Here is a 23,300-nt window from a genome sequence, read left to right on the forward strand (position 1 = left end):
GGGCGGCGACGCGGGTGCGTGCGCCTCACTCCCGGGATCAGGACCGTCCCCGAGGTACCGCGAGAACCCGCCGCAGGCGGATGTGACGTCCGTCCCACCCGGGAGTGACCCGCCCCGGTGGGCGCGTTGATCCCGTCCGCCCGCCGGTAGGGTGGCCCGGTTGTCATACGTGGCCGAGCCGTTCTACCCCCCTTCGGAGACCGTGACTACCACCGCCAGCTCCAGCACCTCGCACCACCTGTCCCCGGCCTTTCCCGGCCGTGCCCCCTGGGGCACCGCCGGCAAGCTGCGGGCCTGGCAGCAGGGGGCCATGGAGAAGTACCTCCAGGACCAGCCCCGGGACTTCCTGGCGGTCGCCACCCCCGGAGCCGGAAAGACGACCTTCGCGCTGACGCTGGCGTCCTGGCTGCTGCACCACCACGTCGTGCAGCAGGTGACCGTCGTCGCGCCGACCGAGCACCTGAAGAAGCAGTGGGCCCAGGCCGCGGCACGGATAGGGATCAGGCTGGACCCCGAGTACAGCGCCGGACCGCTCAGCCGCGAGTACCAAGGCATCGCCATCACCTACGCGGGCGTCGGCGTCCGCCCCATGCTGCACCGCAACCGCGTCGAGCAGCGCAAGACCCTCGTCATCCTCGACGAGATCCACCACGCAGGTGACTCCAAGTCCTGGGGCGAGGCCTGCCTGGAGGCGTTCGAGCCCGCCACCCGGCGCCTCGCGCTCACCGGTACGCCGTTCCGCTCCGACACCAACCCCATCCCCTTCGTCACGTACGAGGAGGGCAACGACGGCATCCGCCGCTCCGCCGCCGACTACACCTACGGGTACGGCTCCGCGCTCTCCGACGGCGTCGTGCGCCCCGTCATCTTCATGAGCTACAGCGGCAACATGCGCTGGCGGACGAAGGCGGGCGACGAGATCGCCGCCCGGCTCGGCGAGCCCATGACCAAGGACGCCGTCAGCCAGGCCTGGCGCACCGCGCTCGACCCGCGGGGCGAGTGGATGCCCGCCGTGCTGCGCGCCGCCGACCAGCGGCTCACCGAGGTCAGGAAGGCCGTCCCGGACGCCGGCGCCCTCGTCATCGCCGCCGACCAGGACTCCGCCCGCTCCTACGCCAAGCTGATCCGCGAGATCACCGGCGACAAGGCCACCGTCGTCCTGTCCGACGACACCGGCGCGTCCAGGAACATCGACGACTTCAGCGCGAGCACCGACCGCTGGATGGTCGCCGTCCGCATGGTGTCCGAGGGCGTCGACGTCCCCCGCCTCGCGGTGGGCGTCTACGCCACGACCATCTCCACCCCGCTCTTCTTCGCCCAGGCCGTCGGCCGCTTCGTACGGTCCCGGCGGCGCGGCGAAACCGCCTCCGTCTTCCTCCCCACCGTGCCCGACCTGCTCACCTTCGCCAACGAGATGGAGCGCGAGCGCGACCACGTCCTCGACAAGCCCAAGAAGGAGGGCGAGGAGGACCCCTACGCCGAGTCCGAGAAGGAGATGGACGAGGCGAACCGCGAGCAGGACGAGGACACCGGCGAGCAGGAGCAGTTCTCCTTCGAGGCACTGGAGTCCGAGGCCGTCTTCGACCGGGTGATGTACAACGGTGCCGAGTTCGGCATGCAGGCCCACCCGGGCAGCGAGGAGGAGCAGGACTACCTCGGCATCCCGGGCCTGCTGGAGCCCGACCAGGTGCAGCTGCTCCTCCAGAAGCGCCAGGCCCGGCAGATCGCGCACAGCCGCAAGAAGCCCGACGACGAGGCCGACCTGCTCGAACTGCCCGCCGAACGCCGCCCGGTCGTCTCCCACAAGGAGCTGATGGAGCTGCGCAAGCAGCTCAACACCATGGTCGGCGCCTACGCCCACCAGAGCGGCAAGCCGCACGGCGTGATCCATACCGAACTGCGCCGTGTGTGCGGCGGCCCGCCCAGTGCCGAGGCGACCGGCGGCCAGCTGCGCCAGCGCATCGCCAAGGTGCGGGAGTGGGCGACGCGGCTGAAGTGAGGCGCGGGGTCTGAGGTCCGACCCGCGCGTGCGACACGTATCGGGACAAACACCGGCAGTCGATAACGGTTGGCGCCCGGATTCTGGACGGAGCCTTCCGCTGAGCGGACCTGGTAGTTACTGTCCCGCTACGCATACGCCCCGTGGCAGCGCCGCCGCGGAGCGCAGCCGTGAAGCGACTGGGCCCGGGCACAAGGCCGGGCCGTCAGCCGATCGGCGGCCTCTGAAGCGCGTCACTGACGGGACTCGGTGACGCATCCCCGCGAGGAGGGCCGCCGACCTCACCACTAAGGAGTGGGCGTCGTGACCGCGGAGACCTCTCAGACGCTCGACCGGGGACTGCGTGTCCTCAAACTGCTGGCCGATACGGACCACGGGCTGACCGTCACCGAGCTGTCCCACAAACTGGGCGTGAACCGGACTGTCGTCTACCGGTTGCTCGCCACTCTGGAGCAGCACGCACTCGTACGCCGCGACCTGGGCGGCCGCGCCCGTGTCGGACTCGGGGTACTGGGCCTGGGCCGCCAGGTGCACCCACTCGTCCGCGAGGCGGCGATGCCCGCACTGCGCGCGCTGGCCGAGGACATCGGGGCGACGGCCCACCTGACACTGGTGGACGGCGCGGAAGCACTGGCCGTGGCCGTCGTCGAGCCCACCTGGACCGACTACCACGTCGCCTACCGCGCCGGCTTCCGCCACCCCCTGGAGCGGGGCGCCGCGGGCAAGGCGATCCTGGCAGCCCGCCGGCCGCCCCAGCCCACCGGCGGCGAGTCCGTGGACGACCCCGGGTACACCCTCACCCACGGCGAACTGGAGGCCGGCGCCTGCGGGGCGGCCGCGCCGCTGCTCGGAGTGACGGGGGTGGAGGGCAGCGTCGGCGTGGTCATGCTGGCCGACGTGGTCCCCGAGCGGGTGGGCGAACGCGTCATGCACGCGGCCCGGGAGGTGGCGGAGGCACTGCGGTGACGTCGCGCGGCGCGCCGGTGTCGGCCCCGCGCCGCGTAGGCGACGAAGTCGCCCCGGGCGGCGGGGGAGACGGCGAGCTGTGGACCGCACCCGTCCTCGGATCCCGGCTGCGAACCGTGGGGGGACATGTGGCGGTCTCCACAGCGTCCCTCACCTCCGAGGAGTGCCGGGGAGGCGAAGCAGCGGCACGGCCGCCCGCGGCCGGACCGGTGGTGCCGTCGCGTTAGATTGACCCCGTGCTCTCTCGTCTCACGCGCCCCCGGTTCCTCGCCGTCTGCGGCCTGCCCGTCGTGGCGCTGCTCGCCACCGCGGTGTTCGCGCCGCTGCCGTTCTCCGTGGCGCAGCCGGGGCTGACGGCCGATGTGCTGGGCGAGAACCGGGGGACCGAGGTGATCACGGTCAGCGGGGCGCCGACGCAGGAGACCAGCGGGCAGCTGCGGATGACGACGATCGAGGCGACCGGGCCGGACGCGAGTATCCACCTCGGGGACCTGCTCGGCAGCTGGTTCGACACCGGCCGGGCCGTCATGCCGCGCGACGCCGTGTACCCGAGCGGCGACGACCTGGGCGAGATCGAGGAGTACAACCGGGAGCAGATGAAGGAGTCGCAGGACAGCGCCACCACGGCCGCGCTCGGCTACCTGCACCTCGACGACGAGGACGTCGACGTGCGGCTCCGCCTGGAGGACGTCGGCGGGCCCAGCGCCGGGCTGCTGTTCTCGCTCGGCATCGTCGACAAGCTCGGCGCCGGTGACCTCACCGGGGGCAAGGTCATCGCCGGGACGGGGACCATCACCGACGGCGGCAGGGTCGGCGCCGTCGGCGGGGTGCCGCTGAAGACGCAGGCCGCCCGGCGGGACGGGGCCACCGTCTTCCTCGTACCGAAGGCGGAGTGCTCGGACGCGCGGGCCGAGCTGCCGAAGGGGCTCCGGCTGATCCCGGTGACCAACCTGGAGGGCGCGGTCGACTCGCTCAAGGCACTGGAGAGCGGGAAGGGCGGCGTTCCCGCCTGCTGAACACCGCGGGCCCGGACAGCGCTACCCCTCCTTCACGAAGCCCTTCTCCTTCATCCAGTCCAGCGCCACCTGGTGCGGATCCTCGCCGTCCACGTCGACCTTCGCGTTCAGGGTCTGTGCCACGTCGTTGGTCAGCGCCTCGGTGACCGGGTCGAGGACGGAGGCGATCGCCGGCCACTTCTTCAGGGTCGCCGTGCGGACCATGGGCGCCGCGTTGTAGTTCGGGAAGAACTTCTTGTCGTCCTCCATCACCACCAGGTTCATGGACTTGATCCGGCCGTCGGTGGTGAAGACCTCGCCGTAGGTGCAGACGCCCTTCGCGGTCTGGGTGTAGATGATGCCGGTGTCCATCTGCGTGGTGTTCCGGGCCGGAATGTCCATCCCGTACGCCTTCTCCAGGCCGGGGAGCCCGTCCGCGCGGTTGGCGAACTCGCCCTCCGCACACAGCGTCACCGCGCCCGGGTCCGACTTCGACAGCTCGGCGACCTCCGAGAGCGTCTTCGTGCCGTACTTCTCGTAGTTGGCCCGGTTCATCGCCAGCGCGTAGGTGTTGTTCATCGGCGCCGGCTCCAGCCACGTCAGCCCGTTCCCCGCGTCGGCCTTCTTCACCGCCTCCCACTGCTGCCGCGGGTCGGGGATGGGCTTGCTGTTGCCCAGGTACGTGATCCAGGCGGTGCCCGTGTACTCGTAGGTGGCGTCCGCGTCGCCGTTCTCCACCGCCGCGCGGGTGCCGACGGAGCCCTGGATGCCGGTGCGGTCGAGCACCTCGGCGCCGGCCGCCTCGAAGGCGATGCCCATGATCGCGCCGAGGACCAGCTGCTCGGTGAACTCCTTGGAGACGACCCTGAGGTCGGCCCCCTCCAGCGGTTCACCCCTGCCGATCGTGCCGGGCTTCACGTCGTCGACCATGGGGGATCCGCTGGTCAGACCGCAGCCGGCGGACGCCAGCAGGAGGGCCGCGGCCGGCAGGCAGGCACGCCGCCTCATGTCCCCGCCTCCAGACCTCGCGGGCGCAGCAGCACCTCGGCCAGCGAGGCGAGCCAGTCCACCAGCAGGGCGAGGGCGACGGTGAGGATCGACCCGAGCACCAGCACGGGCATCCGCTGGCTGGTGATGCCCGTGGTGATCAGTACGCCCAGGCCGCCGCCTCCGCCGAAGGTCGCCAGCGTCGCCGTGCCGACGTTCAGTACCAGCGCGGTGCGTACACCGGCCAGGATCAGGGGGACGGCGAGCGGCAGCTCCACCCGGGTGAGCACACCGGTGGGGGACATGCCGATACCGCGGGCCGCCTCAAGCAGCGTCGGGTCGTTGGCCCGCAGGCCCGCGATCGTGTTGGACAGCACCGGCAGGATCGCGTAGACGATGATGCCGATCAGGGCGGACCTGCGCCCGATGCCCAGCCAGATCACCAGCAGAGCCAGCAGGCCCAGCGCCGGTGTGGCCTGGCCCATGTTGGCGAACGCCATCGCCACCGGGGTCGCCTTCCGGAACATGCGGCGGGTGAGCAGGATGCCCAGCGGGATGGCGATGACCAGTACGAAGAAGGTGGAGATCACGGTGAGCTGGATGTGCTGCCACAGCGCCTTCGTCACCGCGCCCTGTCCCAGAGCGTTCCGGCTCAGGGGGTCCAGGTCCGCCTGGCGGAACCACAGCCACGTCGCCAGCAGTACGGCGATCAGGGCCACGGGCAGGAAGGTGAGTTTGCGCCAGGTCAGCCTCCGTGCCCCCGCGGCGGGTGACGGCGTACCGGGCTGCCGCTCGTCCTGGTCCTGCTCCTGCTCCTGGTTCTGGCCCCGGTCCTGCCGTACGGCCCCCATGGCTTCGTCGGCGCGCTGCGGGCGCCACTCGGACGAGCCGCTCACGCCTTCGCCTCCCCGCCGAATCCTTCCTGCTCGGCGTGGGTCCGCCCGGACCGGGCCTCCTGGAGGTCGTGCTGGTGCTCCAGCGCGTCGAGCCGGTCGGCCTCCAGCATCTCGTGCACCGAGTTGATCAGCGTCTCCATGTCGACGACACCGGTGTACTCGCCGCGCCGCCCGGTGACGGGCACCCGTCCCGCGTTGTCGGTCAGCACCGCCTCCAGCGCGTCCCGCAGCGTCGCGTCCCTGGTGACCGTGTCGTGCACCAGTGTCCCGGCCCGGGCCAGGGAGCCCCTGGCCCGCATCAGGTCACCGCGTCGCAGCCACTTGTACGGACGTCCGCGCCGGTCCAGCAGCAGCACCTCGTTCGTCCCACCGCCGCGCAGCGCGTCGAAGATGTGCTGAAGCGGGTCCTCCACGGTCACCGTCGGATAGTCGGTGATCTCCACGTCCCGCACACGCGTCAGGTTCAGCCGCTTCAGGGCCGCCCCCGCGCCCACGAAGCCGGAGACGAAATCGTCGGCCGGGTTGGTGAGGATCGCCTCCGGGGCGTCGAACTGGGCGATGTGCGACTGCTCGCGGAGCACCGCGATCCGGTCGCCCAGCTTGATCGCCTCGTCGAAGTCGTGGGTGACGAAGACGATCGTCTTGTGCAGCTCGTGCTGGAGGCGGATCAGCTCGTCCTGGAGATGGTCCCGGGTGATCGGGTCGACCGCGCCGAACGGCTCGTCCATCAGCAGCACCGGCGGGTCGGCCGCCAGGGCGCGCGCCACCCCCACCCGCTGCTGCTGGCCACCGGACAGCTGGCGGGGGTAGCGGTCGTGGAACTCCGCGGCGTCCAGCCCGACCAGGTCGAGCATCTCCTCCACCCGGGACCGGACCCGGGCCTTGGACCAGCCGATCATGCGGGGCACCAGCCCGATGTTCTGGGCGACCGTCATGTGCGGGAAGAGGCCGGAGGACTGGATCGCGTAGCCGACCTTCCGGCGCAGTTTCACCGGGTCCATGTCGGTGACGTCCTCGCCCCCGATGCGGATGCGTCCGCCGGTGGGCTCGATCAGCCGGTTGATCATCTTGAGGGTGGTGGACTTCCCGCAGCCGGACGGGCCGACGAGGATGACCGTCTCTCCCGCGTTGATCCGCATACTGACGTTGTCGACGGCCGGCTGCGGAGTGCCGGGGTAGAGCTTGGTCAGCGAGTCGAGCTCGATTGTCGCGCCCGTCGTGGCGTCGGAGCCCGTTCCGGACGCCGGGCCGGGCCCGCCGGCAGTGGACCCGGACATCGCTTCCCCAGAACGTCCGGGCACGGACGCGCCCTCGGATCTCTCACCCACGGATCCCCCTGGAAATGGTCAGCCGTCCCAGCAGGACGTACGCCGCGTCGAACAGCAGGGCAAGGACGATGATCCCGAGCGTGCCCGCGAGGACCTGGTTGAGCGCGTTCTTGCTGCCCAGCGACGCGATCCCGCGGAAGATCTCGTTGCCGAGGCCCGGCCCGGAGGCGTAGGCGGCGATCGCCGCGATGCCCATCAGCATCTGCGTCGAGACCCGGATGCCGGTCAGGATCGGCGGCCAGGCCAGCGGAAGCTCCACCCTCAGCAGCCGGGCCGGCCGCGACATCCCGATGCCCTTGGCCGCGTCCACCAGCGTCGGGTCCACCCCGCGCAGCCCCACGATCGAGTTGCGCACGATCGGCAGCAGCCCGTAGAGGGTCAGGGCGATCACCGTCGGCGCCACACCGAGGCCCACGATCGGGATGAGCAGGCCGATCATGGCCAGCGACGGGATGGTGAGGATGGTCGAGGTGGACAGGGTCGCCAGGTTCCCCGCCCACTCGCTGCGGTAGGTCACGACGCCGATCAGCACCCCGATCAGGGTCGCCACGACCATGCACTGGAAGACCGCGCTGGCGTGCTGGTAGGCGTCGGCGAGCAACTGCTGGTGGCGGCTGCCCAGGAAGTCCCAGAAGTTCACCTCCGCTCACCTCCGGGATCGGGCCGGTCTCAGTCGGGTACACCGTTGTCCCGGGCCGCCTGCTCCACCAGCGGGATGATCCGCAGCGGAACGGGGTTCTCCATGACGATCGCCGTGGCGGCCCGGACGATGCCATCAAAACCGACAACCCGGTCGATCACCCGCTGGAGATCGGCGTTGGACCGGGCCACCAGACGGCACAGCATGTCCCCGGTGCCGGTCGTGGTGTGCAGCTCCAGTACCTCCGGCACGTTCGCCAAGTGCGCCCGTACATCGGCTCCTTGGCCCTGCCGGATCTCCAGCGTGGCGAACGCCGTCACCGGGTAGCCGAGGGCCGCCGGGTCCACCTCCGGACCGAAACCGCGGATGACTCCGTTCGACTGAAGCCGGTCGAGCCGCGCCTGCGCGGTGCCGCGCGCCACCCCCAGCCGCCGGGACATCTCCAGCACCCCGATCCGCGGTTCCCGCGCCAGCAGACCGATGATCCGCCCGTCCAGTCGATCGATCGCCATCTCACGCCCTCCCGGCTGGTCATCCTGTACAGATCGCCCGCCCCTACCGGCATATCACTGGTCAGGTTGCCCACTGAAAACGCAAACTATTGCGCACCTTGCGGAGGCGGGAGACCCTGCGGCTATGACGCAGACCACACACCACACTCCCGACACCGTCCGGCAGGCCGATCCCTTCCCGGTCAAGGGAATGGACGCGGTCGTCTTCGCCGTGGGCAACGCCAAGCAGGCCGCGCACTACTACTCCACCGCCTTCGGCATGAAGCTGGTCGCCTACTCCGGACCGGAGAACGGCAGCCGGGAGACCGCGAGCTACGTCCTGGAGAGCGGCTCCGCCCGCTTCGTCCTCACCTCGGTGATCAAGCCCGCGACCGACTGGGGCCGCTTCCTCGCCCAGCACGTCGCCGAGCACGGCGACGGCGTCGTCGACCTCGCCATCGAGGTCCCGGACGCGCGCGCCGCCCACGCCTACGCCGTCGAGCACGGCGCCCGCTCGCTCGCCGAGCCGCACGAGGCCGAGGACGAGCACGGCACCGTCGTCCTCGCCGCGATCGCCACGTACGGCGAGACCCGCCACACCCTCGTCGAGCGCACCGGCTACGACGGCCCCTACCTGCCCGGGTACGCGGCCGTGAAGCCGATGGTCGCCCCGCCCGCCCAGCGGGTCTTCCAGGCCGTGGACCACTGCGTCGGCAACGTCGAACTCGGCCGCATGAACGAGTGGGTCGGCTTCTACAACAAGGTCATGGGCTTCACGAACATGAAGGAGTTCGTGGGCGACGACATCGCCACCGAGTACAGCGCGCTGATGTCGAAGGTCGTGGCCGACGGCACCCTCAAGGTCAAGTTCCCGATCAACGAGCCCGCCGTCGCCAAGAAGAAGTCCCAGATCGACGAGTACCTGGAGTTCTACGGCGGTGCCGGTGTCCAGCACATCGCGCTGAACACCAACGACATCGTGCGGACCGTCCGCGCGATGAGGGCGGCCGGCGTCGAGTTCCTTGACACCCCCGACTCGTACTACGACACGCTCGGCGAGTGGGCCGGCGAGACCCGGGTGCCCGTCGACACGCTGCGCGAGCTGAAGATCCTCGTCGACCGCGACGAGGACGGCTACCTGCTGCAGATCTTCACCAAGCCGGTCCAGGACCGTCCGACCGTCTTCTTCGAGATGATCGAACGCCACGGCTCGATGGGCTTCGGCAAGGGCAACTTCAAGGCCCTGTTCGAGGCGATCGAGCGCGAGCAGGACAAGCGCGGCAACCTCTGATCCCGGTCAGCCGGGCGGGCCCTCCACCGGGGGCTCGCCCAGCTCCGCCAGAGCCGCCTCCGCCCGCGGCACCCGCAGCGGGGAGAAGGACGGGTTGATCGTCAGCGCCTCCCGCAGATGCCGCCGCGCGGGCCCGGACCGGTCCAGCTCCTTCTCGATCACACCCCGGTGGAACAGGTGCAGCGCGCTGCGCGCCCCGCCGCCCCGGTCGCCGTCCGTGGCGATCGCCGCGAACTCCAGCGCCTCCCCGCCGGCGCCGGCGAGGTGCAGCGCCCAGCCCAGCGCGTCGGCGACCGCGGTCCCCGGCTGCCGCCCCCACTCGGCCCGCAGCAGGCGCACCGCCGCGGCCGGGTCGCCGTGGTCCGCCTCCAGGCGCCCCAGCACCAGCCGCTCGTCGGCCCCGGCCGCCTCGGCGACGCGTACCCGCTGCCGCAGCAGGTCGTACTCCACCCGCGCCGCCTGACCCAGGCCCAGCGACTCGTACAGCTCGCCCAGCTCCAGCGCGTACTCGGGGCTGGGCCGCTTGGCCAGCGCCGCCCGGTACGCGGACAGCGCGTCCGTCGTGCGGCCCAGCGCCGCCAGCACCCGGCCCTGCCCGGCCTGCGCGGCCCGCTGGTCGGAGTCGGTGCGCAGCGCCTCCTGGAAGAACCGCAGCGCCTCCACGCGGTCCCCGCGCTCGAACGCCAGCCGCCCGGCCTGCTCCAGGTACGCCGCCCGCTCGGCCGGCGCCCCTGCCCCCGCCGCCGCGTCGGAGATCCGGGCCGCCGCGTCCTCCCGCCAGCCCCGGTCCCGGTAGACGGCCGCGGCAAGCGCGCCCACCGCCGGTGCCTCCGGGCGCAGCTCCATCACCTTGTCCAGGGCACGGCCCACGCCCCTGTGGTCGCCGAGCCCGGTGTACGCGCCGATCAGCACGGCGTGCGCCGTCCACCGCTTCGGCGCCGCCCTCACGGCGCTCTCGCCCCACTTCTTCGCCGCCGGGAAGTCCCGGCGGGCCACCGCCAGCGCGGCCAGTCCCTCCAGGGCCTGCGGATTGCGCCGCGCCCCCGTCTTCAGGGAGGCGCGCAGCGCCTTCTCGGCCTTCGGCCAGTTCCCGGGGTCCGCCGTCCGGCGGCCCTGCTCGACGTACGCCGTGCCCAGCACCGCCCACGACGCCCCGTCCAGCGGATGCGCCCGCAGATGGGTCTCCCGGTCGCCGATGAGCGCCTCCAGGTCCCCCAGCGCGGCCGGCACCCCCGCGGTGACCGCGCCCCGTGCCAGCGCCGCGGGCCCCGGCGCGGGCGGGGGAGTGCCGCCCCCCTCCCACGGCAGCAGCATCAGGACGCCGCCGAGTACGGCGGCCCCGGCGACGGAGGCGATCAGCACCCGGCGCCGACGCGACCGCCATCCGCGACGCGACCGCCACCCGCGCCCGGTCTCCCGTTCCGTGACCCCTGCGGCCCCCGTGACCCTCATGCCTTCCATGGCGCTCACTGTGCGCCCATACGATGAGCGCACCGGGCAGGTGGCGGGTGCCGCCCACGGGGTTCACACCGATGGCCCCCGGGTGCGACGCTGTGATCATGAGCCGTATCGAAGCGCCTCGCGACGAAGACGACGCAGCCGCGGCGGTCGACAGCACCCTCGTCGACCGGCTGCTCGACGGACTGCCCGCCGGTTCCGTCCTCACCGACCCCGACGTCACGGCCGCCTACGCCAACGACATGGCGAGCTTCTGCCCGGCCGGCGCCCCCGCGGCCGTCGTCCTGCCGCGCACCGCGGAGGACGTCCAGCACGTCATGCGCACCGCCACCGAGCTGCGCGTCCCGGTGGTCCCGCAGGGCGCCCGCACCGGCCTGTCCGGCGGCGCCAACGCCACCGACGGCTGCGTGATCCTCTCCCTGACCCGGATGGACCGCATCCTGGAGATCAACCCGGTCGACCGCGTCGCCGTCGTCGAACCCGGCGTCGTCAACGCCACGCTCTCCCGCGCGGTGAACGAACACGGCCTGTACTACCCCCCCGACCCCTCCAGCTGGGAGACGTGCACCATCGGCGGCAACATCGGCACCGCCTCCGGCGGCCTGTGCTGCGTCAAGTACGGGGTGACCGCCGAGTACGTCCTCGGCCTCGACGTCGTCCTCGCCGACGGCCGCCTGATGTCCACCGGCCGCCGCACCGCCAAGGGCGTCGCCGGGTACGACCTCACCCGCCTGTTCGTCGGCTCCGAGGGCTCCCTCGGCATCGTCGTACGGGCGGTCCTCGCGCTGCGCCCCAAGCCGCCCGAGCAGCTGGTGCTGGCCGCCGAGTTCGCCTCCGGGGCGGCCGCCTGCGACGCCATCTGCCGGATCATGGAGGGCGGGCACGTGCCGTCCCTCCTCGAACTGATGGACCGTACGACCGTCAAGGCGGTCAACGACCTCGCCCACATGGGTCTGCCGGAGACCACCGAGGCCCTCCTGCTCGCCGCCTTCGACACCGCCGACCCGGCCGCCGACCTGGCCGCCGTCGGCGCACTGTGCGAGGCCGCCGGTGCCACGCAGGTGGTGCCCGCCGACGACGCGGCCGAGTCCGAACTGCTCCTCCAGGCGCGGCGCCTGTCCCTCACCGCCCTCGAAGCGGTCAAGGGCACGACGATGATCGACGACGTGTGCGTGCCGCGCTCCCGCCTCGGCGACATGCTGGAGGGCATCGAGCGCGTCGCCGCGAAGTACGGCCTCACCATCGGGGTCTGCGCCCACGCGGGCGACGGCAACACCCATCCCACCGTCTGCTTCGACGCCTCCGACCCCGACGAGTCCCGGCGGGCCCGCGAGTCCTTCGACGAGATCATGGCCCTCGGCCTGGAGCTGGGCGGCACCATCACCGGCGAGCACGGGGTGGGCGTGCTGAAGAAGGAGTGGCTGGCACGGGAGATCGGCCCGGTGGGCCTGGAGATGCAGCGGGCGATCAAGCAGGCCTTCGATCCGCTGGACATCCTCAACCCGGGCAAGCTCTTCTGACCTCTGCCGCTCCCGGGAACGCTCCTCGGACCGCGCCTCACCGGGCGAGCAGTTCGGCCAGCCCGTCGTCGATGCCGAGCCGCCCGCCCTCCGTCCCCGGCGGCACCGCCCGCAGGGTCCGCTCCAGCCAGGCCGACACCTGGGGGGCCGGCGCCTCCAGGAGGGCGTCCCCGTCCGGGCTGCTCAGCGCCACCAGAACGACGCCGCGTCCCTCCGCCTTCGACGGCCACACCCGCACGTCCCCGTGCCCCGACGGCCGGAAGACGCCCTCCACCAGGAGATCGCGGGCGAACGTCCAGTGCACCGGGTGCCCGGAGTCGACGTGGAAGGTGAGGTGGACGGCGTAGGGGTCGTCGGTGTGGTAGCCGAGGCGGGCCTGCACCGGGATGCCGTGCTCGGGCGACAGGATGAGCCGCAGCTCCAGCTCGCGTTCCACGACGGTGGGGTGGGGGGCGGGATCGGGGTGCATGGCACGGTGTCCTCTCGTACGGTCCGTGCGGGCCGCCCGGATCGGGCCCGCACGAGTGAGAGCGACCGGGGCCGCGAGCGTTACGCGGGTTCGCGGAACTTTTTTTCGCGGACTCTGCCCCGGGTGTGAAGGTCCGTGCACGAGGTTGCCCGGAATCCGTGCACGAGGTTGCCCGGAAAGGGGCCGGTACGGCGGGACCGGCGGTGCGGATTGCGCCTGTCTGATAGATGTTGAGGCCCCCATATCAACCCCCGAGCAGATACGGGACGACGGACATGAGCGCCCCAACCCCGGCCCCCGGCGACGACAGGCCCCGCGCAGGGTATTACCCGGACCCGTCCATTCCTGGATACGTCCGGTACTGGAACGGCGCCTCCTGGGTGGCGGGCACGAGCCGGCCCGCCCCCAGGGACGGTGAGCCGCTCGCGCCTCCGCCCGGCGCGCGGCCCTCCGTCGAGGAGACCGGCCCGCACTTCTTCGACGAGGACCCGGTCGAGGATCCGCCGCCCGCCGCAGCGCCCCGGCACGGCAGCCGTCCGGAGCCCGCCACCGCCTGGGGCGCCGACCGCGTCCGGCAGTCCGGACCCGCCGACACCCCGAACCAGCGCGTCGCCTGGCCGGGCACGGCGCAGGGCGCGGACCCGAGAGTCCCGCACGCCCGGCAGGCGGGACCCGCCGCCGGTGCGGGTGTCGCGGCCGCCGACCCCGGTGCGGCGGGCGACCCTCGCGCCGGGATCGCGGGGGCCGGTGCGGCGGGCGGCGGGGCCGAGACGGGCCGCGCCCCCGGCGGGCCCGCCTCACCGGGCTCGGCGGGAGCGGTCCCGGCGGGCACCGCGGGCGGGGGCGGGCCCGCCCCCGACGGCGCCGTCTCCCGGGCGGCGGGGGCGGACGCCCAGGCGGGCACCGCTTCCGGCGAGGCGGAGGACCGGGCCGGCGGCACCTTCGTCTTCCGCCGGCCGACGGCGGGCCGGCCGGGAGCCCCGGCTCCGGGCGGCACCCCGGCCACCGCGGAGGACGAGGGCACCATGACCTTCCGCGCGGTCACCCCGCGCACGGGCGCGCAGCCCGGCGGGCCCGGCTCCGGGTCCGGGTCCGGGTCCGGCTCAGGCTCCGGGTCCGGGTCCGGGTCCGGCTCCGGGTTCGGCTCCTCGTCCGGCTCCGGGTCCGGCTCAGGCCCGGGCTCCTCGTCCGGCTCCGGCCCGAATCCCGGTCCACGTCCCGGCTTCGGGGCCGGAAAGGCGGCCGCCGACCGGGCCGCCGCCGCGCAGGCTCCCGCCATCCCCTCCGGACCGCAGCGGGCGGGCGGCCCGGCCGTCCCACACCAGGGGGCGCCGCCGCAGCCCTCCGCCGCCGCGCCGGTCGCGGCGGGCGGCCCCGGCGGCGGTCAGTCCTCCTGGGCGCAGCAGGTGCACCGGCTGGCCGGGGCGGGCGGGGACGAGCGGCCCGTCGCCCCGTGGAAACCGCCGGTCGAGGACGTGTTCCAGGCCGCCGCCCGGCGCCAGGCGGCGGCCCGGCCCGCCGGGCTCGGCAAGCGGCTGGCCGCCCGGCTGATCGACACCGTCGTCCTCGCGGGCGTCACCGCCGTGGCCGCCGTACCCCTCGGCGTCAAGGCGGCCGACCACGTCAACGACAAGATCGACCAGGCGAGGCTCTCCGGCGAGACGGTCACGGTCTGGCTGCTGGACGGCACGACGTCCACGTATCTGGGCATCGTGCTCGCCGTCCTGCTGCTCTTCGGTGTCGCCTACGAGGCGCTGCCCACCGCCAAGTGGGGCCGCACGCTGGGCAAGAGGCTGTTCGGCCTGGAGGTACGGGACATCGAGGCCCACGAGCCGCCCTCCTTCGGGGCGTCCCTGCGCCGCTGGCTGGTCTACAGCGTCCCGGGCCTCCTGGTCGTCGGCGTGGTCGGCGTCGGGTGGTGCCTGTTCGACCGTCCCTGGCACCAGTGCTGGCACGACAAGGCAGCCGGCACGTTCGTCGCGGGCTGACCGGGAGCGGAGAGCGGCCGGGGCTCGTCTCGTGGGCGGCTGAGGGCGGGTGAGGGCGGGTGAGGGCTGGTCGCGCTCCGCGACGCGGCCGACGACGGCACAGCCTCGCGCCCTCTGGCGGGGGCGTCGGCTGCGCGTGCCTCAAGGGGCGCGGGGAACCGCGCGAGCGATCACCCGCGCATTCGTCCCGCCGGCGAACCCTCAGCTCTCCCGAAGGCGTCGGTCCTGGCGCCCGCTCCCGCGTACTCCGGACGGCGGCTCGCCCGCGTACTCCGGACGGCGGCTCGCCGGATGCGCCGGGCGGGGGTTCGGGGTCGACTCGGGCCATGAGCAGCGAACCGCCCACCGGCTCCGGCGGGCAGCCGCCGGAAGACGACCCGTTGAGGAAGCGCCCCCCGTCCCCCGGTCCGGGCCCCGGCCCCGGCGAGGGCGGCACGGGCTCGCCGTACGACACCCCGCGCCCGCAGGACGGAGGGGCGGCCGGACAGCCTCCGCCGTACGACGGCAGCGCGCCCCCGCCCCCGGGCGACGACGGACCGTACGGTGCCCGACCGCCCGGCGGCGGGCCCTACGGAGCCCCTCCTCCCGGCGGCGGGCCGTACGGCGCCCAGCCCCCCGGTGGTGGACCCCGCGGCGGTGATCCGTACGGCGGTGGCTCCTACCCGACCGATCCGCTGGCCGGGATGCCGCCGCTCGCCGACAGCGGGCGGCGTACGCTCGCGCGGATCATCGACATGATCCTCGTGGGCATCGTGGTCTGGCTGCTCAGCTGGGCCTTCAACGTCCAGGAGTACCAGGTGGACGGCGACGACGTCTCCGTCGGCAAGTCCTTCGGGCAGTCCGTGATCGCCGCCGTGCTCTACATCGGGTACGACACGTACATGACCACCAAGACGGGCCAGACCCTCGGCAAGAAGTGGCTCGGGATGAGGGTGGCCAACCTGGACAACGGGGCGACGCCCTCGGTACAGACCTCGCTGATCCGTGCCCTGGTGCTGTGGATCCCGTTCGCGTTCTGCTGCGCCTGTGTATGGACGATCATCGCGGGTGGCTGGAGCTTCTTCGACAGGCCCTACAAGCAGGGCCTGCACGACAAGGCGGCCAAGACGGTCGTGGTCGGCACCCGCTGACGGCCGCGGAGGGCGCGGACGCCCCGCCGGACCCCGCCCCGCCAGGACGCGGGTCTCAGGCGGCCCGCCCGCGCGCCGTCTCGCCCGCGCCCGCGGCGCCCCGGGCCGTAGCCGACACCGGCGTCCGGTCCGCGGCGGCCCTGGGGGCCGGCACGGCGGTCACCGCGCGCGTCCTGGGCTGGGGGACCGTCATGGCGACCAACAGCCCGAGGGCGAGGGCCGCGACGGCGATGAGAGCGACTCCGGGACCCGAACTCGTCTGCGACAGCAGCAGCATGGCGAGCGTCGAGAAGATCACGGTGCACGAACCGTAGGCGAGCTGTGCGGCAGTCGGACGGGGCATGGCCATCGTGTCCTCGGAAGACAATCATGGAGGTGAGACGGGTTGTCGGCCTGGCTTTCCGCCGGCTTCCGGGCGTTCCGCCAAGCGACTCTAACTCGCTGTGTGCCCGAGTGGAACCAGCGGTAAGCACGACCTAACCGGCATGCCGGATGCACGGGGGGCGCACGGATTCATGACGTCCGGGAAGTGGACGAACCCGCGCGCCCGTCGGACGCCGCGGCGGTCACGATCCGGCGTCCGCAAAGCGAACGACGGCTCCGCATAGTGCACTTGTCCTGCTCAAGTCAAGGTCTGTCTTTTCCGGGGAACCTCTAGTCAAATGTCGTCACTTGACTACACGCGTTGAGCACGTATGCGCGGACTTTGCCATGTCCTGGTCCCCCCATCCGCGCGCGTGAACGCGGGGGAGGAACTCAAGTGACCAGAAGATCCTGGACGTTCAGAACCGCGGCGACCACCGTCGCGCTCGCCGCTGCCACCGCCACGCTTTCGGCGGCCGGCGTGGCACAGGCGGACGCGCCCGCCCGACCGGAGGCCGTGGACCGCCACGACCCGGACCCGGCGAAGGGCGCGGACTCCCACGACCTCAAGGGCCCCCTGAGCGACACTCAGGCCGCCCAGCGTGAGGAGGCCCTGAAGCAGGTCATATCCGGCAAGACCTCGGTGAAGAAGAAGGACGGCTCCAACGTCGTCCAGCTCAAGAGCAAGAAGGGCGACAGCAAGTACGTCGAGCTGGGACGGGAGAAGACCGACAAGATCTTCACCATCCTGGTCGAGTTCGGTGACAAGGTCGACAGCAAGTTCGGCGGCGACGCCGGCCCGCTGCACAACCGGATAGCCAAGCCGAAGCGCAGGACGGACAACTCCACGGCCTGGCAGGAGGACTACGGCCAGGACCACTACCGGGACCTGTACTTCGGCTCCGGCAAGGGCGTCGACTCGGTCAAAACCTACTACGAGAAGCAGTCCTCCGGCCGCTACTCGGTCGACGGCGAGGTCTCCGACTGGGTCAAGGTGCCCTACAACGAGGCCCGCTACGGCAACAACGCCTGTGGCGCCACCAACTGCCCGAGCGTGTGGAACGTCGTCAGCGACGGCCTGAACGCCTGGGTCGAGCAGCAGAAGGCGGCCGGCCGCACCGACGCCCAGATCAAGGCGGACGTCGCCCGGTTCGACCAGTGGGACCGCTACGACTTCGACGGCGACGGCGACTTCAACGAGCCCGACGGCTACATCGACCACTTCCAGATCGTGCACGCCGGTGAGGACGAGTCCGCGGGCGGCGGCGTCCAGGGCACCGACGCGATCTGGGCCCACCGCTGGTACGCCTTCGGCACCGACGCCGGTGCCACCGGCCCGGCCGACAACAGGCTCGGCGGCGCGCAGATCGGCTCCACCGGTGTCTGGGTCGGCGACTACACCGTCCAGCCGGAGAACGGCGGACTCGGCGTCTACGCGCACGAGTACGGCCACGACCTCGGGCTGCCGGACCACTACGACACCGCCGGCGGCGACAACTCCACCGGCTTCTGGACGCTGATGTCGTCCGGTTCCTGGCTCGGCACCGGCCGCAACGAGATCGGCGACCTGCCCGGCGACATGAACGCCTGGGACAAGCTCCAGCTGGGCTGGCTGAACTACGACACCGCCAAGGCGGGCGTCAACTCCTGGCACAAGCTGGGCGTGGCCGAGTACAACACCAAGCACAAGCAGGGCCTGGTCGTCGAGCTGCCGAAGAAGGAGGTCACCACCGAGATCGTGCCTCCCGCCGAGGGCAAGACCCAGTGGTGGAGCGGCAGCGGTGACGACCTCAAGAACACGCTGACCCGCAGCGTCGACCTCACCGGCAAGTCGTCCGCGTCCCTCACCCTGGACGGCTGGTACGACATCGAGGCCAACTACGACTACCTCTACACCGAGGTGTCCACCGACGGCGGCGCCAACTGGACCGCCGTGGACGGCACGTTCGACGGCCGGCCGATCGAGCGTGACGGCAGCGACAAGCCCGCCCTGAGCGCCACGGTCGACGCCTACGGCAAGCTCGTCTACCCGCTGGACGCGTACGCCGGCAAGAAGATCGACCTGCGCTTCCGCTACCAGACCGACGGCGGTGTGGCCCAGAAGGGCTTCGCGGCCGACGAGATCACCGTGACGGCCGACGGCCAGACCGTCTTCGCCGACAACGCGGAGAGCGCCGACGGCGCGTGGACGGCGAAGGGCTTCACCCGTCAGGGCGCTTCCTTCACCAAGGACTACGCCCAGTACTACATCGCCGAGAACCGGCAGTACGTGTCGTACGACAAGACGCTGAAGACCGGCCCGTACAACTTCGGCTTCTCGGAGCGCCCGGACTGGGTCGAGCACTACAACTACCAGAACGGCCTGCTGATCTGGAAGTGGGACACCTCCCAGGCGGACAACAACACCAGCGTCCACCCGGGCAGCGGCCTGGTCCTGCCGATCGACTCGCACCCGACCGCGCTGACGTGGAAGGACGGCACGCTGATGCGCAACCGCATCCAGTCGTACGACTCGCCGTTCAGCCGCTACCGCACGGACGGCATGACGCTGCACAACTCGGACGTGGCGAAGTACGTCCCGGGCTCGAAGGGCGTCTCGGTCTTCAACGACCGCAAGAACGACTACTACGACCCGGCGAACCCGACCGGCGGCGTCAAGATCACTGACACCAACACGAAGATCAAGATTCTCAAGGAGGCCAAGAACGGCTCGACGATCGAGCTCGAGGTCGGCCCCGCGGGTAGGTAATTAGTATCTGCCCAGGTCAGAGCATGATCGGCGGTGACCCCCTGGCGGGTCGCCGCCGATCCGTGTTTAGGTGCGTCCTGTGGTTCTCTTATTGACACCGGGTCCGGCACCCGGACCGACACAGGCTGACTCGGGGGTATGACCGCATGGCCGCAGGAGGCTTCTGCAAGCTGCCGAACGGCACGGTGGTGGTGGCACTGAACCTGCCCAGCCCCGCCGCCGCGGGCGGCAGCGTGCGTTTTCTCGTCCACGCCCAGAACCGGGCGCGCGCCCTGACCCGGCTGCGCAACCTGGGGCTGCGCGCGGTCTACCTGCGGGGCAACGCGGCCCCGCCCACCCCGGACGAGGTCACCGCGGTCCTGCACCACCCGGACGGCCTGATATGGCGCACGGCGCCGGTGGCCGGGGCGGTGGGCGGCCCCGACCTCGTCCAGGAGCTGTGGCATCCGATCCGGGCGCTGCTCAGAGGCCCGGCCGCCCAGACCTAGGTCCTGTCGTCAAAGTCCCGTCTGCCCCGTGGGCGGCGACGCGAGTATGACGACGGGACCTAGCGCCGAGGGGCGGCCGGGCCGGCACTGCCCCGGCTACTGGACGACCGGTTTGCCGGACAGCTCCACGCCCGCCCCCCGCAGCTCCTCCAGCGCCCGCTCGGTGGTCCGGGCGGCCACCCCGGCGGTCAGGTCGAGCAGCACCTGCGTACGGAAACCCGCACGGGCGGCGTCCAGGGCGGTCGCCCGGACGCAGTGGTCGGTGGCGATGCCCACGACGTCGACCTCGTCGATCCCCCGGGAGCGCAGCCACTCGGCGAGCGCCGTGCCGTTCTCGTCGGCGCCCTCGAAGCCGCTGTAGGCGGCCGCGTACGCCCCCTTGTCGAAGACGGCGTCCACCGCGCCGGAGGCGACGGCGGGGGCGAAGTTCGGGTGGAAGCCGACCCCCTCGGTGCCGGCCACGCAGTGCGCCGGCCAGGAGTGGACGTAGTCGGGGTTGTCGGCGAAGTGGCCGCCCGGCGCGATGTGGTGGTCGCGGGTGGCCACCACGTGGCGGTAGCCGGCGGGCGCCTGCCCGATCAGCTCGGTGACGGCGGCGGCCACGTCGGCACCGCCGGACACCGCGAGGCTGCCTCCCTCGCAGAAGTCGTTCTGCACGTCTACGACGATCAAGGCGCGGCGCATGGTCGGTGTCCTTCGACTGGGTCGACTGTGGGGTCGGGAGGGGACGTGGGGTCGGGAGGGGGCGGGGGGACGGGCGGGGCCGACCGGGACCGGCCGGGCGGGTGGTGCGGGGCTGATGCGGGCCCTGTGGGGCCGCACCTGCTTTAGCTACCCGAGCCCTCGTGCGCGTACTCCGTCGGAATGACGGGTTCCCCTCGGGAGAGCTGGGTGGCGGACAGCGGAAGACCGGCGCGGGCGGCCGCGTGCCGGTCCCGGGCGGCGTCCAGCGGCTCGCGGGCGACGACCTCGCCGCCCTTGACCAGCTCGACCAGGAGCTGCCGGTCGGCGAGGTCGTCGGGCACCGGCCCGGTGCCGACCACCTCCGCCTCGGCGTACCCGTAGGAGTCCAGGCGCCGGGCGGCCCACTTGCGGCCGCCGACCGACGTCTTGCCGCCGCTGGACTTCTTGGCCACCGGCACCAGCGGCGCCGCCTCGCCGGCGGAGTCGGACTCGGCGCGGGCGACGAGCTTGTAGACCATCGAGGCCGTCGGGTGCCCGGACCCGGTCACCAGCTGGGTGCCCACCCCGTACGCGTCCACGGGCGCCGCCGCCAGCGAGGCGATGGCGTACTCGTCCAGGTCCGAGGTCACGACGATCTTCGTGTCCGTGGCACCCAGCTCGTCCAGCTGCTGCCGCACCCGGTGGGCGACCAGCAGCAGGTCGCCCGAGTCGATGCGCACGGCGCCCAGCTCGGGCCCGGCGATCTCCACCGCCGTACGGACGGCCGCGGCGACGTCGTAGGTGTCCACGAGCAGCGTGGTGTCCCGGCCCAGGGCTTCCACCTGGGCGCGGAAGGCGTCGCGCTCGTTGTCGTGCAGCAGGGTGAAGGCGTGGGCGGAGGTGCCGACGGTCGGGATGTTGTAGCGGAAGCCGGCGGCCAGGTCCGAGGTGGTCGCGAAGCCGCCGACGTAGGCCGAGCGGGCGGCGGCGACGGCGGCCAGCTCGTGGGTGCGGCGGGCGCCCATCTCGATCAGGGGGCGGTCACCGGCCGCGGAGGACATCCGGGAGGCGGCGGCCGCGATCGCGGAGTCGTGGTTGAGGATGGAGAGGATCACCGTCTCCAGCAGCACGCACTCGCCGAAGGTCCCCTCGACCCGCATGATCGGCGAGCCGGGGAAGTACACCTCGCCCTCGGGGTAGCCCCAGATGTCGCCGCCGAAGCGGTACTCGGCGAGCCAGTCCAGGGTCTGCCCGTCGACGATGTCCTTCTCGCGCAGGAAGCGCAGGACGCCCGGGTCGAAGCGGAAGTTCTCCACCGCGTCCAGCACCCGTCCGGTGCCCGCCACGACGCCGTAGCGGCGGCCGTCGGGCAGCCGCCTGGTGAAGACCTCGAACACGCTCCGCCGCCCGGCCGTACCGGCCTTCAGCGCGGCCCGGAGCATGGTCAGCTCGTACTGGTCCGTGAAGAGCGCCGTCGAGGGGACGTCCACCGGCAGCCCCAGGTCCGCTACGTCGTCCACCGAACTCTCCTAGCTGTGACTCGCCGGGCGCCCCCGGGCGGGCCGGGGGACCGGGGGCCGTCCCCCGGTGTGTGCAGCATGACGAGGATCGTACCCCCATTTCGTCAGACTGACGATTTATGGTCGCGTGGCGCCCGCCACAAGCCCGTTTGTGCGGGTGCCCCCCAGTGGTGGCAGCATGGGCCATGTGACGGCAGCCGCACCCATGGAGATCGAGAAGACCGAGTCGGCGGAGGAGGTCTTCGCCGTACCCGAGCCCGACGTGCCCTGGGTGACGATCGTCCACAACGATCCCGTCAACCTCATGAGCTATGTGACGTACGTCTTCCAGTCGTACTTCGGCTACTCCAAGGACAAGGCCACCAAGCTCATGATGGATGTCCATCACAAGGGCCGGGCGGTCGTGTCCAGCGGCAGCCGGGAGGAGATGGAGCGGGACGTGCAGGCCATGCACGGCTACGGCCTGTGGGCCACCCTCCAGCAGGACCGGAAATGACCCCCGCCCGCCCGCAGGACGGAAGCAGCTGAATCGCCTTCATGCCCGGACAATTCGAACCGCTCCCCGGCGGCGGCGCGGCCGTCGCGCTCGACGACGTCGAGACCTCCATCATCCGCTCCCTCGCCGTGCAGCTCCTGGAGCTGATCGGCCCCGGACCCGCCGAGGACGCCTCCGCCGACCCGCTCGCCGAGCTGTTCGCCGAGGGCCCGAGCGAGCCGCCCTCCGACCCGGTGCTGCGCCGCCTGTTCCCGGACGCCTACGGCGATCCCGAGGGCGCCCCGCGGGCGCGGGAGGCCGAGGAGCGGCGGGCGCACTCCGCGGAGTTCCGCCGCTACACCGAGAACGACCTGCGGGCCGGCAAGCGGGACGACGCGCTGGCGGTGGTCCGCACCCTGGACGCCCTCTCCCCGGCGTCGTCGGGCGAGGAGGGCGCGGTGCTGAAGCTGTCGCCCCAGGAGTCCCAGCGGTGGCTGCGCGCCCTGAACGACCTGCGCCTGGCGATCGGCTCCCGGCTGGAGATCGCCGACGAGGACGACACCGACCTGCTCTACCGGCTCCCGGACGAGGATCCGCGCAAGCCGATGGTGATGGCGTACCTGTGGCTCGGCGGACTCCAGGAGTCGCTCGTCGCGACGCTCATGCCCTGAACGGGCCGGTTCGCCCGGCGTCCGTGTCCGCTCAGCGGAGCCTCAAATCCGAGTAACGATCACGTCAAAGCCGCATCCCTTTTTGCTCGCCAGGGGTGCGTTTTGTCTGCTTCTCCCTGTGCAGCACGTCACAATTCGCCTCTGCGACCGGTGCCACGGCCGTGGTAAATCTTCACGACCGCCCGGCCGACACCACCCGCATGTCCGGCCGGG

General features: G+C 72.1%; 21 protein-coding genes. 11 read left to right on the forward strand and 10 right to left on the reverse strand.

The features are described 5' to 3' along the window. The first annotated feature begins 202 nt into the window (after positions 1-202). From ACGFYH_RS08580 to ACGFYH_RS08590, 3 genes are all read left to right on the forward strand, one after another. Positions 203-1,999, forward strand: a complete 1,797-nt coding sequence (locus ACGFYH_RS08580; protein WP_393802376.1) for a DEAD/DEAH box helicase — start codon at positions 203-205, stop codon at positions 1,997-1,999. 303 nt (positions 2,000-2,302) lie between these two features. Further along, positions 2,303-2,965 (forward strand): IclR family transcriptional regulator, encoded by a 663-nt coding sequence (locus tag ACGFYH_RS08585; protein ID WP_393802377.1) that lies wholly within the window; start codon positions 2,303-2,305, stop codon positions 2,963-2,965. A gap of 236 nt (positions 2,966-3,201) precedes the next feature. Next, positions 3,202-3,981: a S16 family serine protease gene (locus ACGFYH_RS08590; protein ID WP_393802378.1), complete on the forward strand. Its 780-nt coding sequence runs from the start codon at positions 3,202-3,204 to the stop codon at positions 3,979-3,981. A 21-nt stretch (positions 3,982-4,002) separates the two neighbouring features. Here ACGFYH_RS08590 and ACGFYH_RS08595 read toward each other — a convergent pair whose 3' ends face one another. Genes ACGFYH_RS08595 through ACGFYH_RS08615 form a run of 5 tightly spaced genes read right to left on the reverse strand, consistent with a single transcriptional unit; the run spans position 4,003 to position 8,323 of the window. Continuing rightward, complete coding sequence (locus ACGFYH_RS08595; RefSeq protein WP_393802379.1) at positions 4,003-4,968, reverse strand: glycine betaine ABC transporter substrate-binding protein; 966 nt, start codon at positions 4,966-4,968, stop codon at positions 4,003-4,005. Then, positions 4,965-5,798, reverse strand: a complete 834-nt coding sequence (locus ACGFYH_RS08600) for an ABC transporter permease (RefSeq protein ID WP_393802607.1) — start codon at positions 5,796-5,798, stop codon at positions 4,965-4,967. Before ACGFYH_RS08600 ends, ACGFYH_RS08595 begins: the two co-directional genes overlap by 4 nt. A gap of 41 nt (positions 5,799-5,839) precedes the next feature. Continuing rightward, positions 5,840-7,120, reverse strand: a complete 1,281-nt coding sequence (locus ACGFYH_RS08605; RefSeq protein ID WP_393802380.1) for a betaine/proline/choline family ABC transporter ATP-binding protein — start codon at positions 7,118-7,120, stop codon at positions 5,840-5,842. A gap of 43 nt (positions 7,121-7,163) precedes the next feature. Beyond that, positions 7,164-7,811, reverse strand: a complete 648-nt coding sequence (locus tag ACGFYH_RS08610; RefSeq protein ID WP_393802381.1) for an ABC transporter permease — start codon at positions 7,809-7,811, stop codon at positions 7,164-7,166. A gap of 29 nt (positions 7,812-7,840) precedes the next feature. Further along, complete coding sequence (locus tag ACGFYH_RS08615; RefSeq protein ID WP_393802382.1) at positions 7,841-8,323, reverse strand: Lrp/AsnC family transcriptional regulator; 483 nt, start codon at positions 8,321-8,323, stop codon at positions 7,841-7,843. A 124-nt stretch (positions 8,324-8,447) separates the two neighbouring features. Here ACGFYH_RS08615 and hppD point away from each other — a divergent pair, with 124 nt between their 5' ends. Beyond that, positions 8,448-9,593, forward strand: coding sequence for a 4-hydroxyphenylpyruvate dioxygenase (hppD, locus tag ACGFYH_RS08620; protein ID WP_393802383.1), 1,146 nt, complete (start codon positions 8,448-8,450; stop codon positions 9,591-9,593). Between the two features lie 6 nt (positions 9,594-9,599). Here hppD and ACGFYH_RS08625 read toward each other — a convergent pair whose 3' ends face one another. Beyond that, positions 9,600-11,045 (reverse strand): tetratricopeptide repeat protein, encoded by a 1,446-nt coding sequence (locus ACGFYH_RS08625; RefSeq protein WP_393802608.1) that lies wholly within the window; start codon positions 11,043-11,045, stop codon positions 9,600-9,602. Positions 11,046-11,146: 101 nt separating this feature from the next. On the opposite strand from ACGFYH_RS08625, the gene ACGFYH_RS08630 reads away from it, so the two are divergent. Next, entirely contained in the window at positions 11,147-12,571 is a 1,425-nt protein-coding gene (locus tag ACGFYH_RS08630; protein ID WP_393802384.1) for an FAD-binding oxidoreductase, read from the forward strand. Between the two features lie 37 nt (positions 12,572-12,608). Here the strand turns inward: ACGFYH_RS08630 and ACGFYH_RS08635 are convergent, their stop codons facing one another. Further along, entirely contained in the window at positions 12,609-13,040 is a 432-nt protein-coding gene (locus ACGFYH_RS08635) for an SsgA family sporulation/cell division regulator (protein WP_393802385.1), read from the reverse strand. 275 nt (positions 13,041-13,315) lie between these two features. Here ACGFYH_RS08635 and ACGFYH_RS08640 point away from each other — a divergent pair, with 275 nt between their 5' ends. After that, positions 13,316-15,028 (forward strand): RDD family protein, encoded by a 1,713-nt coding sequence (locus tag ACGFYH_RS08640; protein WP_393802386.1) that lies wholly within the window; start codon positions 13,316-13,318, stop codon positions 15,026-15,028. 326 nt (positions 15,029-15,354) lie between these two features. Continuing rightward, the gene (locus ACGFYH_RS08645) at positions 15,355-16,158 is read left to right on the forward strand and encodes an RDD family protein (RefSeq protein ID WP_393802387.1); all 804 of its coding nucleotides are present in this window, start codon (positions 15,355-15,357) and stop codon (positions 16,156-16,158) included. A gap of 55 nt (positions 16,159-16,213) precedes the next feature. Here ACGFYH_RS08645 and ACGFYH_RS08650 read toward each other — a convergent pair whose 3' ends face one another. Beyond that, the gene (locus tag ACGFYH_RS08650) at positions 16,214-16,501 is read right to left on the reverse strand and encodes a hypothetical protein (protein WP_393802388.1); all 288 of its coding nucleotides are present in this window, start codon (positions 16,499-16,501) and stop codon (positions 16,214-16,216) included. A 417-nt stretch (positions 16,502-16,918) separates the two neighbouring features. Here ACGFYH_RS08650 and ACGFYH_RS08655 point away from each other — a divergent pair, with 417 nt between their 5' ends. Beyond that, a complete protein-coding gene (locus tag ACGFYH_RS08655; RefSeq protein WP_393802389.1) occupies positions 16,919-19,270 on the forward strand; it encodes an immune inhibitor A domain-containing protein in 2,352 nt (783 codons plus the stop codon). Between the two features lie 146 nt (positions 19,271-19,416). Beyond that, a complete protein-coding gene (locus ACGFYH_RS08660; protein ID WP_393802390.1) occupies positions 19,417-19,758 on the forward strand; it encodes a hypothetical protein in 342 nt (113 codons plus the stop codon). 96 nt (positions 19,759-19,854) lie between these two features. Here ACGFYH_RS08660 and ACGFYH_RS08665 read toward each other — a convergent pair whose 3' ends face one another. Together ACGFYH_RS08665 and ACGFYH_RS08670 are read right to left on the reverse strand one after the other, a co-directional pair. Next, positions 19,855-20,442, reverse strand: coding sequence for a nicotinamidase (locus tag ACGFYH_RS08665; protein ID WP_393802391.1), 588 nt, complete (start codon positions 20,440-20,442; stop codon positions 19,855-19,857). A gap of 143 nt (positions 20,443-20,585) precedes the next feature. Continuing rightward, on the reverse strand, positions 20,586-21,911 hold the full coding sequence (locus tag ACGFYH_RS08670) for a nicotinate phosphoribosyltransferase (RefSeq protein WP_393802609.1): 1,326 nt from the start codon (positions 21,909-21,911) through the stop codon (positions 20,586-20,588). Positions 21,912-22,119: 208 nt separating this feature from the next. On the opposite strand from ACGFYH_RS08670, the gene clpS reads away from it, so the two are divergent. Next, complete coding sequence (gene clpS, locus ACGFYH_RS08675) at positions 22,120-22,437, forward strand: ATP-dependent Clp protease adapter ClpS (RefSeq protein ID WP_073723603.1); 318 nt, start codon at positions 22,120-22,122, stop codon at positions 22,435-22,437. A 41-nt stretch (positions 22,438-22,478) separates the two neighbouring features. Further along, a complete protein-coding gene (locus ACGFYH_RS08680; RefSeq protein ID WP_393802392.1) occupies positions 22,479-23,087 on the forward strand; it encodes a DUF2017 domain-containing protein in 609 nt (202 codons plus the stop codon). Positions 23,088-23,300: the final 213 nt, after the last annotated feature.

The organism is Streptomyces sp. NPDC048392, from assembly GCF_043200575.1.
Lineage (GTDB): Bacteria > Actinomycetota > Actinomycetes > Streptomycetales > Streptomycetaceae > Streptomyces.